At 73.1% G+C, this 15547-nt stretch carries 13 protein-coding genes; 1 reads left to right on the forward strand and 12 read right to left on the reverse strand.

Translation table 11 applies throughout. The features are described from left to right. Positions 1-5: 5 nt before the first annotated feature. Positions 6-194: a hypothetical protein gene (locus ACFWP2_RS31795; RefSeq protein ID WP_380457913.1), complete on the reverse strand. Its 189-nt coding sequence runs from the start codon at positions 192-194 to the stop codon at positions 6-8. Positions 195-355: 161 nt separating this feature from the next. On the opposite strand from ACFWP2_RS31795, the gene ACFWP2_RS31800 reads away from it, so the two are divergent. Then, positions 356-1201, forward strand: coding sequence for an HAD family hydrolase (locus ACFWP2_RS31800; protein WP_380457915.1), 846 nt, complete (start codon positions 356-358; stop codon positions 1199-1201). 42 nt (positions 1202-1243) lie between these two features. Here the strand turns inward: ACFWP2_RS31800 and ACFWP2_RS31805 are convergent, their stop codons facing one another. The 11 genes from ACFWP2_RS31805 to ACFWP2_RS31855 all read right to left on the reverse strand — a co-directional run bounded on the left by ACFWP2_RS31805 (position 1244) and on the right by ACFWP2_RS31855 (position 15365). Next, positions 1244-2008, reverse strand: coding sequence for a phosphate ABC transporter ATP-binding protein (locus ACFWP2_RS31805; protein ID WP_380457968.1), 765 nt, complete (start codon positions 2006-2008; stop codon positions 1244-1246). Positions 2009-2244: 236 nt separating this feature from the next. After that, on the reverse strand, positions 2245-3156 hold the full coding sequence (locus tag ACFWP2_RS31810; RefSeq protein WP_380457917.1) for a class E sortase: 912 nt from the start codon (positions 3154-3156) through the stop codon (positions 2245-2247). Continuing rightward, the gene (locus ACFWP2_RS31815; protein WP_380457919.1) at positions 3153-4970 is read right to left on the reverse strand and encodes a phosphate ABC transporter substrate-binding protein PstS; all 1818 of its coding nucleotides are present in this window, start codon (positions 4968-4970) and stop codon (positions 3153-3155) included. Before ACFWP2_RS31815 ends, ACFWP2_RS31810 begins: the two co-directional genes overlap by 4 nt. 38 nt (positions 4971-5008) lie before the next feature. Beyond that, on the reverse strand, positions 5009-6250 hold the full coding sequence (gene pstA / locus ACFWP2_RS31820) for a phosphate ABC transporter permease PstA (RefSeq protein ID WP_380457921.1): 1242 nt from the start codon (positions 6248-6250) through the stop codon (positions 5009-5011). Positions 6251-6317: 67 nt separating this feature from the next. Beyond that, the gene (gene pstC / locus ACFWP2_RS31825) at positions 6318-7349 is read right to left on the reverse strand and encodes a phosphate ABC transporter permease subunit PstC (protein WP_380457923.1); all 1032 of its coding nucleotides are present in this window, start codon (positions 7347-7349) and stop codon (positions 6318-6320) included. A 151-nt stretch (positions 7350-7500) separates the two neighbouring features. Continuing rightward, entirely contained in the window at positions 7501-10137 is a 2637-nt protein-coding gene (locus tag ACFWP2_RS31830; protein ID WP_380457925.1) for a hypothetical protein, read from the reverse strand. 235 nt (positions 10138-10372) lie between these two features. Next, complete coding sequence (locus ACFWP2_RS31835; protein WP_380457927.1) at positions 10373-10966, reverse strand: hypothetical protein; 594 nt, start codon at positions 10964-10966, stop codon at positions 10373-10375. A gap of 208 nt (positions 10967-11174) precedes the next feature. After that, entirely contained in the window at positions 11175-12209 is a 1035-nt protein-coding gene (locus ACFWP2_RS31840) for a PstS family phosphate ABC transporter substrate-binding protein (protein ID WP_380457929.1), read from the reverse strand. Between the two features lie 429 nt (positions 12210-12638). After that, on the reverse strand, positions 12639-13043 hold the full coding sequence (locus tag ACFWP2_RS31845; protein ID WP_380457931.1) for a hypothetical protein: 405 nt from the start codon (positions 13041-13043) through the stop codon (positions 12639-12641). Continuing rightward, positions 13033-13446, reverse strand: a complete 414-nt coding sequence (locus ACFWP2_RS31850) for a hypothetical protein (RefSeq protein WP_380457932.1) — start codon at positions 13444-13446, stop codon at positions 13033-13035. The genes ACFWP2_RS31845 and ACFWP2_RS31850 overlap by 11 nt, the downstream gene beginning before the upstream one ends. Before the next feature lie 245 nt (positions 13447-13691). Further along, on the reverse strand, positions 13692-15365 hold the full coding sequence (locus tag ACFWP2_RS31855) for a GAF domain-containing protein (protein ID WP_380457970.1): 1674 nt from the start codon (positions 15363-15365) through the stop codon (positions 13692-13694). Between the last annotated feature and the right edge of the window lie 182 nt (positions 15366-15547).

Here is a 15547-nt window from a genome sequence, read left to right on the forward strand (position 1 = left end):
CGGTGCTACGGGTGCGGGCGGGTGCGCTGGGCGGGGAGGGAGGGGGCGCTGGTGCGGCGGGCGAGTTCGGCGAGGGTGTGGAAGAGGACGTCGCCGAGCAGGACCGGGTCGCGCGAGGCGTCGGGGGCCTGCGGGTCGCGGGTGTCGGGGCGGGCGCTGGAGGACGGCTGGTCGCGGAGCTGGCGTGTGGGCATGGCTCTTCCTGCCGACGGGGTGGCCGTGAGCGGTCATGCCCGCCGCGGCCGCCCGGGCACCGCGGGGGCCGGGGGATCGGCCGGAAACGGCGCACGAAGGGCTTGATCACGGCGGGGACGGCCGGTGGCGGCGGGCCCGGGCCGGTGACCCGGCCGCGCCGATGGGCGAAGATGGACCGGTGACCGAACCCCGTACCGCGCCCCGTCTCGTCGCCACCGACCTGGACGGCACCCTGCTCTGCTCCGGTGGCACCGTCACCGACCGCACCGCCGCGGCGCTGGCGGCGGCCGAGGCGGCCGGGGTGCAGGTGGTGTTCGTGACCGGGCGGCCGCCGCGCTGGATGCAGCAGGTGAGCCCGCACATCGGCGGCCACGGGGTGGCGATCTGCTCGAACGGCGGCGCGGTGGTGGACGTGCGGCGCGGCGAGCTGCTGGAGGTCTTCCCGCTGCCGGTGGAGACCACCCTGGCGGTGGTCGAGGCGCTGCGGGCCAAGCTGCCCGGCACCGCGTTCGCCTTCGAGCACCCGGGCGGCTGGGCCCGCGAGCCCGGGTACGCGGTGCCGATGTGGGGCGACGAGCTGGAGCACGCGGTCGGCACGGCGGAGGAGCTGCTGGGGACCGGCGGGCCGGTGCGGGACCTGTTCAAGCTGCTGGCCAAGCACCCCGACCTCGACCCGGACAAGTTCCTCGCCGAGGCCAGGGAGGCGGCCGGGCACCTGGCCGAGATCACCCGCTCGGCGTCGATCCCGCTGCTGGAGATCAGCGCGCCCGGCGTCACCAAGGCCAGCACGCTGGCCCGCTGGTGCGCCGGGCGCGGGATCGACCGGAGCGAGGTGGTGGCCTTCGGCGACATGCCGAACGACCTGGAGATGCTGGCCTGGGCCGGCACCGCGTACGCCGTCGCCAACGCGCACCCGCAGGTGCTGGCGGCGGTGCCGCTGCACACCGTGAGCAACGAGCAGGACGGCGTCGCGGCGGTGCTGGAGGAGTTGCTCGGGCTCGTCTGAACCGGCGGCTCCTCCGGCCGGGCGCCGGTCCGACCGGCGCCGCTAGCCGAAGCGGCCGTTGACGTAGTCCGAGGTCCGCTGGTCGCGCGGGCTGCCGAAGATCCGCTCGGTCGGCCCGGCCTCCACGATCCGCCCCGGGGTGTCGTGGGTGGCCAGGAAGAACGCGCAGGTCTGCGAGACGCGCTGGGCCTGCTGCATGTTGTGGGTGACGATCACGATGGTGAGCCGCCCGCGCAGCTCGTCGATGGTCTCCTCGACCCGCCGGGTGGACGTCGGGTCGAGCGCCGAGCACGGCTCATCCATCAGCAGGATGTCCGGCGAGACGGCCAACGACCGTGCGATGCACAGGCGTTGCTGCTGGCCGCCGGAGAGCGCCCCGCCCGGGGTGTGCAGCCGGGTGGACACCTCGTCCCAGAGCCCGGCCCGGCGCAGGCTGGTCTCCACCAAGTGCCGGCGCTCCTCCTTGGACACCTTGATCCCGGCCAGCTTGAGCCCGCTGGAGACGTTGTCCTGGATGGACATCGCCGGGAACGGGTTGGGCCGCTGGAACACCATGCCGATCCGGCGCCGCACCTCGGCGGGCCGGCGGCCGGGCCGGTAGACGTCGTCGCCCTCCAGCAGCACCTCGCCGGAGAGGGCGGCGCCGCGCACCATCTCGTGCATCCGGTTGAGGATCCGCAGGTAGGTGGACTTGCCGCAGCCGGACGGGCCGATCAGCGCGGTGACCTCGCCGGCCGGCATCGCCAGCGACACCCGCTCCAGGACCTTGCGGCTGCCGAACCAGGCGGAGACGTCGCGGGTCTCCAGCCCGGCGAGCGGTTCGCCGCCGGGCTGGCCGCCCGCGTACTGCCGGTCGGCGTACGGGGCGGGGGCGTACGGGGCGGGGGCGTACGGGGCGGGAGTGTGCTTCCCACCGGTGGACGGGGCGGGGGCGACCGGGGGGATGGTGAGGGTGTCGGCGGCCGGGTCGGCCGGTGCGGGGTCCGCCGGCGGGGTGTCGGTCAGTGGTGCGTCGGTCATCGGAACGGTCCTCCGGGCGCGCGTCAGTAGAGGTTGGGCAGCAGGGCGGCGGCGTTCTCGTAGACCGCCCAGAGCAGCGCGCCGACCACCGGCGCGAGGCTCAGGTAGGCGGCCGAGCGCCGCCAGTACCGGGCCAGCAGCAGGGCGCCGGCCACCGCGCCGAGCAGGCCGAGCGACCACAGCTGGAGCGTGGCCAGCGCGCCCTTGTCCGCGGCCAGCGCCTTGTCGTACGGGACGGTCGCGGGCCGGCCGCCGGGGTTCTGCTCCGGGTCGCCGTCCAGCCGGGCGCCGATCAGCACGGTGGAGCCGGGGATCCAGTCGGAGTCGCCGGTGACCAGGACCATCCGGTTGCGGGCCTGGTCGACGATCGGGTGGTCGCCGTCGCCGTACGCGTTGACGGTGTAGGTGAACTTGCCCTGGCCGGTGGTGGCTTCGATCTTGTCGCCGACCCGCAGCCCGGACAGCTCGGCGAACGGCGCGCCGAAGGTGGCGCCGCGGCCGAAGACCACGGCGACCCCGCGCTGGCCGGGCAGCGCGGTGTCCCGGCGGTGGCCGGGGCCGCGCATCAGGTCCCGGCCGGTGGTGCCCTCGACCACGACGGCCTGGTGCAGGCCGATCGCCGGGATGTCCAGCAGCGCCACCGGGTCCCCGTCGGCGGCCGCACCGGTGGGGGCGACCGCCCTGGCCAGCTGGTCGCGGAAGGTCTTGTACGCGGTGGACTGGTAGTGCTTCTGCTGGACGTGCGAGAGCGTGAACAGGTACCCGACGAAGCCGAGCACCAGCGCGGCGGCCAGGCTGACCGCCCAGGCGCCCTGGAGGAACCGCCGCCGCCCGGGGGAGACGGCGGGCCGGGCCGGGGCGGTGGGCTCGGCGGGGGCGGCCGGCCGGGCCGGGGCGCCGTGCGCGACCGGCTTCTCCAGCACGGGGGCGGTCACGAGGTGCCGCCCGAGCCGTTGCGGCGGCGCAGCAGGCGGCGGCCGAGCAGCGGCGGGACGAGCACCACGGCGAGCAGTTCCAGCGCGGTGAGCGAGGACAGCATCCAGTCCTCGGGCTTGCCGCTGACCTCGACCACGTTGGCGGCCACCTCGGTGGCGGCGCCGCCGCCGCGGCCGCGGGCGACCACCTGGCCGGTCTGCGGGTCGACCACGTCCTCGGTGCCGTCGCCGGCGCCGGGCGCGTTCGGGTCAGCGCCGGCCGCACCGCCGGCGGCGTTCGGGTCGCCGGCACCGCCGGCCGTACCCGCACCGGCGCCACCCGTGCCACCGCCGGTCCCGCCCCCGGAGCCTCCGGAGCCACCGGAACCGCCCGCCGCACCGCCGGAGCCGCCCGCAGCGCCGCCGGAGCCGCCGGCCGCACCACCGGTGCCGCCCGCGCCCGAACCGGTCTTGACCGGCTGGCCGTTCTGCACGGTGCAGTCCAGCGGGGTGCCCGCCTTGTCGCAGGGGCTCGGCATCGGGGCGTTCTTGAGGACGGTCAGCTCACCGGCCGAGTTGAAGGTCGGGTTGGCGCAGTTGGAGAGGGTGTTCGGGTCGACCGGGCTGGCGTTGCCGGGGATGTTCCTGGTCTGCAGCAGACCGCCCTTGACCAGGCCGCGCGGGATCGGCGAGTAGCCGAGGTCGTCCGCCTTGCCCTGGCCCTCGCACAGCACGTAGGAGAGGAAGCGGCTGAGCGCGGAGCCCTTGTCGTTGTTGAAGCGCGGCGGCGGCGGGTTGGCCGCTCCGGAGCGCGGCACGATCAGGTAGCTGTAGCTGGAGATCGGGTAGGCGCGCGGGTCGTCCATGGTGTAGACGCCGTCGAGGTTCTGCTGGAGGTAGTTCGGGTCGTTCGCCGGGGTGTTGTCGTCCACGCCGCGGATCCTGGCGGCGGTGAGCGCGACGGCGACGTTGGAGGCGGTCGGCAGCGCGTAGTAGCCGGCCTGGTTGAGCACCTTCACGACCGGCCAGTTGCTGCGCTTGGCGAAGGCGTATTCGTCGTAGCCGATGGTGCCGACGTTGGTCGGGGACTTGATGTAGCCGGCCACCACGTCGGAGCCGTTCTGCGCGGTCATCCGGCCGGACGGCGGGAAGAACTCGGTATAGTCGCCGCAGCTCACGCCGTTGACGGACTTGCAGTAGGTGTCCCACTGGTCCTTGTGGGTGTGCTCCATCCAGCGGGTGAACTGCGCGGTGGCGCCGGAGCCGTCGGAGCGGACCACCGGGGTGATCGGCAGGCTGGGCAGCGCCTTGCCGTAGTCGTTGGTGATCTTCGGGTCGTTCCAGTTGGTGATCTTGTTGGTGAAGATGTCCACGATGGTCTGCGGGGACAGCCGCAGGTCGCGGACCTGCTTGCCGCCGACCACCAGGTTGTACATGAAGGTGGTGCCGCCCGCCGTGATCGGGACGTAGGAGAAGCCCCAGACCGGGTTCTCCGCGCTACCGGTGCCGGACGACGTGCCGCCCTGCCCGACGCCGGTGTCCTGCGCGGAGCGGAACGGCACGTCCGAGGCGGTGAAGTCGTCCTGCCCGACCGACCACTGGGTGCGGCCGGCGGCCGAACCGACCGGGTTGAAGTTGATCTGGATGCCCTGCGGGGACACGTCCTGCCGCCACTGGTCGATGGCAGGGCCGGCCCAGCTGGAGCCGTCCGCGCTCAGCGAGACGGAGGCCGCGAACGCCGGGGTCTGCCCCAGCAGGGGGGAGGCCGCCGCGAGCATCAGGGACATCGTCCCCGCCAACAGCCGGGCCACGGAGCGACTGAGGCCCCTGGACATGTGAACTCCTCTGGTACGGGGGGTGGTTGGTCTGGACATCAGTGCTTCGCCTGCGAGTGGATGGCGTACGGACGGGCGATGCCCCCGAGCGCGGCCGCCTCCTGGCGGCGGGCCTCCCGGCTGATCATGCGCTTCTGGGCCCGGGTCAGCTGTCCGGGACGGCGGCCGCCGAGCACGCGCGCGGTGACGAAGAGGATCAGCACCACGGCCATCAGGGTCAGGCCGGCCGCGAAGCCGCGCGCGATCATCGCGTCGTAGGGCTGCTTGACGTAGTTCCAGATGTACAGCGGCAGCGAGACCTGGTGCTCGCTGAACGGGTTGCCGTTGTACTGCGAGGTGAACCCGGAGGTCAGCAGCACCGGCGAGGTCTCGCCGACGCCGCGCGCCATGCCGAGCACCACCGCCGTCACCAGACCGGGCCGGGCGGTGGGCAGCACCACGTTCCACACGGTGCGCCACTGGCTGCCGCCGAGCGCGTAGGACGCCTCGCGCAGGGTGCCCGGCACCAGCCGGATCACCACCTCGGCGGCCCGGGTGACGATCGGCATCATCATCACGGTGAGCGCGAGCGAGGCCGCGAAGCCGCTCTTCTCGAAGCCGAAGGTGAGGATCACGACACCGAGGATGAACAGGCCGGCCACGATGGACGGCAGCGCCGTCATCGCCTCGACCAGGGTGCGCACCGGGCGGGCCATCCGGCCGCCGACCTCGGACATGAAGACGGCCGCCGCGATGCCCAGCGGAACGGCGAACAGCGTTGCCAGGCCGAGCTGTTCGAGCGAGCCGACGACGGCGTTCAGCGCGCCGCCCGAGGTCAGCGCGTCGAGCGGGCCGGTGTGGTCCATCGACTCGGTGAAGAAGTTGAGGTGCTGGGCCGCCTCCCAGCCCCGGCTCGCGACGTAGCCGATCTGGTCGGCGATCAGCGCGACCACCAGCAGACCGGAGCTCCACGCGGCGACGGCGACCAGCCGGTCCCGCACCATCATCGGGTGCCACTGGAGCCGGCCGACCAGGTAGTAGCCGGCCAGGAAGAACAGGTACCAGCAGATCAGGAAGCCGAAGGCGCCGCTGAACGGCAGCACCCGCTCGTACAGCACCCAGTTCAGCGCGAGCGAGCCGACCGCCGCGCCCGCCACGGTGAAGACGTCGTCGCGGGTGACGCCGCCGATCCGGAGCTTCTTCTCCGGCTGCGGGGCCGCGGCGGGCCCGGCGGGCCCGGACGCCGCCGGTTCGCCGACGGGCCCGGACGCCGCGACCGGCGGCAGGTCGAGCGTGGTCATCGGATGGTCCCTTCACGGTTCGGACGGCTGCGTGCCCCGCGGGCGGGCTGAGGGTGGTCCGTCATGCTCAGTCCGCCGTCGCGGCGCCGGAGCGCGAGCGGTTGATGACGAACCCGGCCAGCACGTTGACCAGCAGGGTGAGGGCGAACAGCACCAGACCGGCGGCCATCAGCGCGGAGAGCGACAGCGCGTCCGACTCGCCGAAGCGCAGCGCGATCAGCGCGGAGATCGAGTTGGCGCCGTTCTCCAGGATGTGGGTGATGGCCTTGAAGTTCGGCGAGATGATCAGCGCGACGGCGATGGTCTCGCCCATCGCCCGGCCGAAGCCCAGCATCACCGCGCCGATGACGCCGCCCTTGCCGAACGGCAGGACGACCGTGCGGACCATCCCCCAGCGGGTCGAGCCGAGCGCGTACGCGCCCTCCCGCTCGCCCTGCGGGGCCTGGGAGAACACCTCCCGGCTGAGCGAGGCGACGATCGGGATGATCATCAGGGAGACCACCACGCCGGCGATGAAGGTCGACGAGGTGTAGGAGGTGCCGATGTCGCCGGTGCGCACCTTGAGGAAGGGGATGTAGTCCCCCAGGTGGTTGGCCAGCCAGCGGACGAAGCCGATGATCCTCGGCTGGAGGAAGAACAGGCCCCACAGGCCGTAGACGATGCTGGGGATCGCCGCCATCAGGTCGACGAGGGAGATCAGCGCGGCGCGCAGCCGCACCGGGGCGTACTCGGAGATGAAGATCGCGGTGCCGAGCGCCACCGGGACGGCGATCACCAGCGCGATCACGGCGATCAGCAGGCCGTTCGGCAGGACGGCCCCGATGCCGAAGTTGTGGGCGGCGGTCTGCCACTTCTGCTCGGTCAGGAAGGACCAGCCGACGGACCGCAGCGCGTCGGTGCCGCGCAGGATCAGGAAGAAGGCGATCAGTCCCATGATCGCGAAGACCGAGAGGCCGGCCAGCCGCAGCAGGCCGCGGAACACCCGGTCGCCCGGGGTCGCGGGGGCGGTGATGGTGCGCGGCACGTCCTGGTCGGGCCCGTGGTCGGGATGGCGTGGCGCCCCGGCGTACGGTGCCGCGGGCTCAGCGGCGGATGTCATGGTGTGCTCTCCGTGCTCGGGAACGGGCGTGCTCGGTGAGGGTCCGGGGCGCTGCCTCGGCGGGAGGGAACGGCGGGGGAACGGCGCGCGGGAAGCGCGGGAGGGAAGCGCTCGGCGGGGCCGGAACGGCGGCCCCGCCGAGCGCGGTTTCCTACCTGCGGCGCAGTCGCGACCACTGGGTGCGGGCGCCGGCCAGCACCTTCGCCCCGGCCGGGGTGCCGCCGAAGAACAGCGCGGCCGGTCCGCCGACCAGCAGCACCAGGCCGGCGATCAGCGCGACGGGCAGCAGCAGCCGGGCGGTGCCGGGCCGGTCGGGCACCGGGGTGCCGACCGGGGCCGCGGCGATCGCGTTGCCGGAGGGCGCGGCGCTCGCGCCGGGCTTGGCGCCGCCGGCCGCCGGGGTGCCGGGCACCGCGCCGCCGCCGGCCGTGCCGGTCCCGGTGGAGCCGGTGCCGGAGAGGCCGCCGCCGGACGAACCGCCGGAGGAGCCGAGGCCGGTGCCGCCGGAGTTGCCATCCGCGGTGGTGCCGCCGCTGCCGGAGGTGTTCACCGGGCTGGTGCCCTCGCCGGTGCCGCCGGAGCCGGAGGAACCGTTCCCGCTCTCCGGGGTGCCCGGCTCACCGCCGGCCGGAGGAGCGGTCTGGTTGCCGGGCAGCTTGCCGTCCTGGGCGGCGACGTGCTGCACGGCCTCCTGGGCCTGCTGCCGCTGGGCGCCGGTCAGTGCGAGGTAGCCCTGGGCGAGCTGCCCCGGCGCGAGGCCGTAGGTCTGGCCGTCGGTGGTCACGGTCTTGAGGAACCGCGAGATCGAGGCGGCCTTCTCGGCGGACAGCCCACCGGTCGGCACCATCGCGTACTGCACCGTGGTCAGCGGGTACGCCCGCTGGTCGCGCGAGAACGCGGTGTCCGGCGTGCCGTAGGGCAGCTGCTGGACCCCGGTGGCGGCGTCGGACGGCATGTCGGCGACGGCGGCCTGGAAGCCGGCCGTACCGGGCGACACGAAGGAGCCGGCCGGGTTGAGCAGCGAGGCCTCGGGGAGCGAGAACGCCTTGGCCTGGGCGGTGTCCATGACGGCAAGCAGCGAACGCACGCCGGGGATCTGCGCGGCGCAGGGCTTGTGGCTGCCGTCGGACTCGGTGTTCGGCTGCTGGCAGTTCGGCTGGTACTGCATCAGGTTGCGCGCCACCCGCCCGAGACCGTCGAGGGAGGGGTTCCACTCGTACTGCTTCCAGTGCTGGAAGTCCACGCCCGCGCTGCCCTGCGCGGGCCCGGAGTAGTCCTGGACCTGGAACGCCTCGGTCGGGTAGCCGGCGAACTTCGGCTTCAGGTAGAAGCTGTCGACGCGCATGCCCCACGGGTCCGGCTCGCCGTCGAGGAAGCGGCCCGCGTCCGGATCGGCGGCGAACCATGAGGTCAGCTGGTGGGTGAAGTCGGTGGTGCCACCGGGGACACCGGGGTAGATCGTCAGGGTCCCGCCGCAGCTCGTCGGCCAGTGGATCCCGTTGGCCGCGGTCTCCGGGTTCAGCTGCCTGAACTCGGGATCGGTGAAGAGGCAGGTCGGGTTGCCGGCCACGGAGGGGATGCTCGTGCCCGGCGAGGCGTAGGACTGGGTCAGCAGCTTGGCCACCAGCCGGGCGTTCAGCTTCATGTCGCGGATCTGCCGACCGGTCGTCGGGTCGTCGATCAGGTACGTGACGGAGATGCCGGTCGTGGCGAGCGGGGCGTAGACGTACGGGCGGGTGGGCGGCGACCGGTCGGGCCGCGCCGTCAGCGCGACCTCCGTGGTGCTGCTGCCTCCCAGGAACGCGGCGCGGGCCTGCGGCTCACCGCCGGCGGGGACGTAGCCCACGGTCATCGGCGAGTCGCCCAGGCACAGGCCGGCCCGCCACTGCTGCATCGCCCGGTTGGCCATCTCCAGACCGGCGCCGCCGAAGGCCTGGCTGCTCGCGGCGCAGGAGTCCGCCGTGGGGGCGAAGGAGAGCGGGATGACGGTCTTGTGCTGCCAGGCGCACTGCTCGCTGGTGCGGTTGCCGGTCTTCCAGTTCTGGAAGGCGGGACCGGGCTTCATGATGCCGTCCGCGGCCGTGTAGCCGTCCGGGTCGTCGTCCAGGTCGTGGAACTCGCAGTCGGCCTTGCCGTCGAGGACCTGGTAGAGGTCCAGCGGGTCGCCGCCGTAGTTCGGTTCGACCACCAGGGAGCAGGGGTGGGTCGCGTCGCAGCCGAGCGTGGCGCTCTCCTTGGCGCTCCACACCTCGATCGAGGCGGTGCCCGAGCCGTCCGGGCCGGTCGCGGCGATCACCTGGTTCGTGGGCCACTCCGGCACCTCGGTGCGCGTCGGCCGGGGCGGCTGCTCGAAGCCCTTCGTCGGGTCACCGCCGTAGAGCGTGCTGCCGTAGCAGTCCGTCACCGACGGGTCGGTCCCGCGGCACTGGTAGATCCGCACCGCGTAGAGGATGAAGTTCGACTCCTTCAGCGCCACCGGCACCGGAGCCTTGCTGCCGATCGCGACGGTCGGGGTGAACCCGCTCCAGGAGACCTGGAGGACCTGGTTGGTCAGGTTGGCCGTCTGGGAGACGGTCACGCTGCCCGGCTGGCCGTACGTCTTGGAGGACGGGATCCAGACCTTCGGGCCCGGGACCGTCGTGGCCGAGGCGGCCTGCGCCGGCGGCGCCGCGCCCAACCCGATCGGAAGGACGGCGAGCGCCGCCACCACGGCCTTGGCGATGGCCAGGGCCGGTAGTCGGCGGCGCCACCACCCTGGGCCTCTCGGGTCGGGTACGCGGTTTCTCATGGCGAGGCCTCCGGGAGATGCGGGCCGCCGAGGGAGGCGGCGCGAGGTCGTCGATCGCGCTGGGGACGGACGATTCCGTGCGTACTATTCGGCCAGCCGGACATGGCGGGATCCGGTCGGCCAGGTGTACGAGACCACAACGCGACGACTCCGTACCGGAGTTGGGAACTCCGCAAGCGAAGGGCCCGCGCCGAGGCGCGGGCCCGCCGACCTGCGGTCCTGCAGTGCCGCCCGGTCAGTGCGCCGGGGTGTAGGACAGCGCGAGCTTGCCGATCTGCTGGCCGGCGGTGAAGTAGCCGGTGCCGAGCTTGGCGTCGAGGTACTGCGCGCCCGCCGCGTCCACCTGGAAGCTGGAGGAGTTCAGGTTCTGGGTGAGGCCGGTGCGGTTGATCACGTTGTCGCCGGCCGGGTCCAGCAGCGGGACCGGGGTGGTCGAACCGTTCGGCACGGCGGTGAAGTAGCCGTTGTCGACCGAGAAGTCGAACTGCTTGAAGGTCACGCTCTTGCCGGTGTTGAGGTTCAGGAAGAGCAGGCCGCCGCCGAACTGCACGTCACCGTAGAAGGAGGGGATGTTCGCCACGCCGCCGCTCACCGGAAGGGTCACGGTGAGACCCGCGGTCTGGTCGTACGCCGGGCTGGCGGGCTGGATCGGGATGATCACGATGCCGTTGAGCGCGGCGTTCGCCAGGAAGTTGACGTCCGTGGTGATCACGGCCTGCCCGGCGGCCGGGGTGACGGCCGTGTCGGCGACCGCGGCGCCGCTCACGGCGGTCAGGGAGAGGACGACGGCGGCGCCGGTCGCGGCCAGGCGGGCGCTGATGCGGGACATGCTGGACTCCTTGGGAGAGGGAGAGGTGAGGTGCCGGTGGTGCGTGCGTGGAAGCTCGGGAGCGGGTGCTGCGGCCGCGGGCGTACGAGGCGGCGGGCCCGCGAGGGCGGTGCCGCCGACGGTCGGCGTCCAGTGGTCGGAGGTGGCCCGGCGGCCGCGGGGTGAGGCCCCGCGGCCGCCGGTGTGGTGCGGTGTGGTGCGGGGTGGATCAGGAGTGGGTGACGGAACCGCAGGCGAAGGCGGACAGCGGCAGGAAGCCGAAGCTCTTGATGTCGTTGGCGCCGTTGGTGCAGATCCAGCCGTTCTTGCCGAAGATGGCGCGCAGGGTGGCGTTGGAGGTCCACTCGGCGTCACGGAAGACGTTGTAGACCACGCGGGCGTAGGGGGTGGCCGCGAAGGTGGAGCTGATGGTCTTGGCCGTGGTGTCGACCGGACCGCCGACGGTGTTGTCGACGTTGCGGATGGTCAGCGGGCCCTGGACGTCGGAGCCGCTGCCCTTGCCGTAGTAGACCTGGCCGATGTAGTGGGCCACGGAGTAGGGGACCAGCGCGTTGACGTCGGCCAGGGCCAGGTCGCTGCCCTGGTTCTCCTGGGTGCCGCTGGTGACGCAGGCACCGGGGGTGACCGCGACGCCGCCGCCGATCGTGGTCAGGAAGAACGAGCGGGTGCCGGAGTCGCTCTGCGGCAGGAAGGGCTTGATGGTGGCGTTCGGCAGCGACGCGTTGATGTCGTGCCAGTTGGTGACCGCGCAGGTGTAGATGTCCTTCAGGTTCGCGGTGCTCAGGTTCGCCGGGGCGTTGCCGGTGGCCGGGGCGGCCCAGGCGACGGCGTCCTTGGCCAGCGCGACGAAGTCGTCGGTGGTCGGGTCGGTGGCCTGCGGGCCGCGCGAGGAGCGGGCGAAGTCCACGGTGGCGTTGGTGTTGGTGTTCAGCGCCTTGATGCCGGCGCCGGAGCCGTTCGGGCGGGCGATCGTGGCGGCACCGGTCTTGGGGGTGATCGGCGAGGTGCCGGTCGCGTCCCAGCTGTAGACGCGGGGGGCGTTCGGGTCGGTCAGCGACGCGTTGTAGTCGGCGGCGAGCTGGTTCAGCACCGACTGGGTGGTGTCGGAGCCGGTGCCCACGAAGTCGATGGCGCGGGGGGTCACGCCGGCGGCCGGGTCGGCGACGGCGGTGCCGCCCACGACGGTCGCGAGGGAGGTCGCCAGCGCGGCGACGGTGAGCAGCTTGGCAGCGGTCTTACGCATGTTCCTCTTCCTCCGGGGGAGAGACGTACATCGCGTGAACCCGCACTCCGTTCGGGAGTCCGGGGCCGTGTGGCCGCGTCCGCTGCGGCCTCGCCGGCAGTGCCGATCCTGTCCGGCGGGGAGGTTCCGCCGGAAGGGTGGTCGGACCCGGCCGGGGAATGTCGACTCATCGGTTCAGCGAGGTTTAGCCACTGGTCAGCGTGCACGTAACAGGGGCGTTCCCGGGCCGGTGAGCCCGGTCGACGTTCTTCTCCAGGAAGCTGCTCGGGGTGTTGCCGGAAACCTGTCCTTCACCGGAACAGCACGCGGGAAGATCCGCTGGAGGCACTCCGTCCGGGAACGCCGACGGGGCGGTCCGCCACCCGGCGGACCGCCCTCGGTTCACAGGTTCACAGGTTCACAGGTTCACAGGTTCACAGGTTCACAGGTTCACAGCGGCCAGCGGCCGTCCCGCCCGGATCGCCGCAACTCCTGCCCCACCCACTGGAGTCCGGCCAGGAACCCCTCGATCCCCGCCTGGCACTGGTCCCGCCGCAGGTACCCCCGCGCGCTGCGGGCGACCGGAACGGCGTCGGCCGCCCCCCGCCGGGTGCTGCGCACCGGCAGATAGGCGGCCCAGACCCACTGACGCCCCTCGGACTGGCCGACCGAACATCGCAGCGCGGCCCGTTCGATCAGCAACTCCCGTACGGAATCGGCTAGTTCTTCCTCACTGCGGTAGGTCCGCACGCCGACCCCGAGCGGCCGCCCGTTGGCGGCCCGCAGCGCCCAGCCGAGGCAGCGGTCCGCCGCCGGCACGATCAGCAGCCGCGGACCGCGCCGCTCAGCGGCCATCGACGCGTCTCAACGGCACGGCGGGTTCCGGGAGTTCGCGCGGCGGCTGCTTGGAGAGCAGCACCACGAACCGCCGGAAGGCGTTCTGGCAGGTCGCGTACCGCTCGTACGCGCGGCTGGACCGCACCTCGGGGAGAGCCCGCGAGCCCGGGACGACCCAGATCCAGCCGATGCCCTCCCGTACGTGGGTGATCCGCGCGGTCAGCCCGGCCGCCGCGACGCGCAGGCCGTCGAAGCCCCGCTCGGCCTCACCGGCCGTCTCGAACGCGGCCGGGGTGATCGCCACCACCCGCCCGTTGGGCGCCTTCAGTTGCCAGCGGTAGCGCCCGTCCGCCGCCCGTTCGGCGCGGAACCCCCCTCGACTTGCCCCTGCTGCGGTGTAGCCGCGGCCGGCAGCGTTCACTGCCCCCTCCGTCCGGTCGCCCTCCGGATTCCCCTCCGAGCGGGAGCAAAGCTATGTGTGCACACGGAGGCCCCGAAAGCCCAGAACGTTCACAACTTGCGCTGTTGGTCGGGAAGTTCTCTCTCGTTTAACTTTCATGCTTCCCGGCCGGAAATCCGTCCGGAACCCGTTCGGAACCAGTCCGGAATCGTCTCCGAACGCTCCGAAACCGGACCAAACCCGACCCGGGAACCGGCCCGGAACGCTCAGAGCCGGGCCGTCCAGCGCACCGTCGTCCCCTTCCGGTACGGCCCGCTCTCGTGCCAGGCGTCGCCGCCGAGCGCCTCGGCCCGCCGGGTGAGGTTGAGCAGGCCGCTGCGCCGGCCGCCCTCCGGGATGCCCACCCCGTCGTCGGTCACGCTGAGCAGGACGCCGGGCCGACCGCCCCGGTCCAGCGCCTCCGGGTCGCCGCCCACCAGGCGGCCGCCCTCGTCCAGGTGGATGGTCGCGTCGATCTCCACACCGACCCGCGAGGCGCGCGCGTGCCGGGCCGTGTTGGAGAGCATCTCGCGCAGGGCCGCCAGCAACTGACGGCCGGTCTTCTCGCCGACCAGGCTCTCCACCGGCCCGACGAAGCTCACCGAGGGCTTGAAGCCGAGCGCGGCCGCGGCCTGGCTGGCCTCGCGCAGCACCCGGGTGCGCAGGGTGTCCGGCGCGTCGCCGTGGTTGTCGTGCTGGAGGGCGTAGATGGTGGTGCGGACCTCCTGGATGGTGGCGTCCAGCTCGTCCACCGCCTTGCCGATGCCGACCCTCACCTCGGGGACGACCGCCCGCCGGGCGGCGCTCTCCAGCATCATCCCGGTGGCGAACAGCCGCTGGATCACCAGGTCGTGCAGGTCGCGGGCGATCCGGTCGCGGTCCTGGAACACGGCCAGCCGCTGCTGGTCCCGCTGGCCCTCGGCGAGCCGCAGGGCGAGGGCGGCCTGCGAGGCGAAGGTCTCGGCGAGCTGCTTCTCGCTGTCGGTGAACGGCAGCGCACCGCAGGGGCGCCAGACGCAGAGCCCGCCGAGCACCCGCCCGGCGGCGACCATCGGCACGGCCAGGGACGGGCCGAAGCGGCGGGCGAGCCGGATCACCACGGTCGGGTCGCTGGACATGTCGTCCAGGGAGACGCTCTCCCCCGCGAGCAGCCGGGCCGCGAAGCTCTCCCTGGGCAGCAGTTCGCCGCGGACGTACTCGGCCAGTTCGCCGGAGGCGTGGGCGATCCGCATCTGGCCGTCGCCCTCGTCGCCGCCCTCCGGGCCGGTCGGCAGCAGGATCATGCCGAGCGCGGCGTCCGCCAGCTCCCGCACCTGCTCGGCCGCGACGGTCAGCGCGGTCTCGGCCTGCTCGGCGGAGAGCAGGGCGGTGGTGACGGCAGCGGCGCCGGCGATCCAGCGTTCGCGGCGGCGGCCCTCCTCGTACAGCCGGGAGTTCTCGATGGCCACGCCGGCCGCCGCGGCGAGCGCGTGCACCACCTGTTCGTCCTCGGGCGTGAAGGCGCCGCCGCCCATCTTCTCGGTGAGGTAGAGGTTGCCGAACACCTCCGCGCGGACCCGGATCGGCACGCCCAGGAAGGTCCTCATCTGCGGGTGCTGCGAGGGGAACCCGGAGGAGCGCGGGTCGGCGCCGAGGTCGGTCAGCCGCAGCGGCTCGGGGCGGTCGATGAGCACGCCGAGGACGCCCCGGCCGGCGGGCAGTTCGCCGATCTCGGCGGCGGTCTCGTCGTCGACCCCGACGTGGATGAAGTCGGCCAGGCCGGTGCCGCCGGGGGCGATCACGCCGAGCGCCGCATACCGGGCGTCGACCAGTTCGGCCGCGCCCACGGCGATCCGGTGCAGGGTGGCGTGCAGGTCCAGCCCGGCCCCGATCGAGACCACCGCCTCCAGCAGCCGCTGCATCCGGTCGGTGACCGCGGCGGCGGACTGGAGGCGCTCGGCGACCTCGGTGACCAGGGTGTCCAGCCCCAGCGAGGCGATCTCGGGCACCCGATGGGGTGTCGGCTCGGGAGTGGCCTCGGAGAGGTCCGGCGTGGGGTCCATGGAGAAAGCCTAGTTTGTACGCTTTTCAGCCGAAGGTCGGC

This window comes from Kitasatospora sp. NPDC058444, from assembly GCF_042721415.1.
Classification (GTDB): domain Bacteria; phylum Actinomycetota; class Actinomycetes; order Streptomycetales; family Streptomycetaceae; genus Kitasatospora.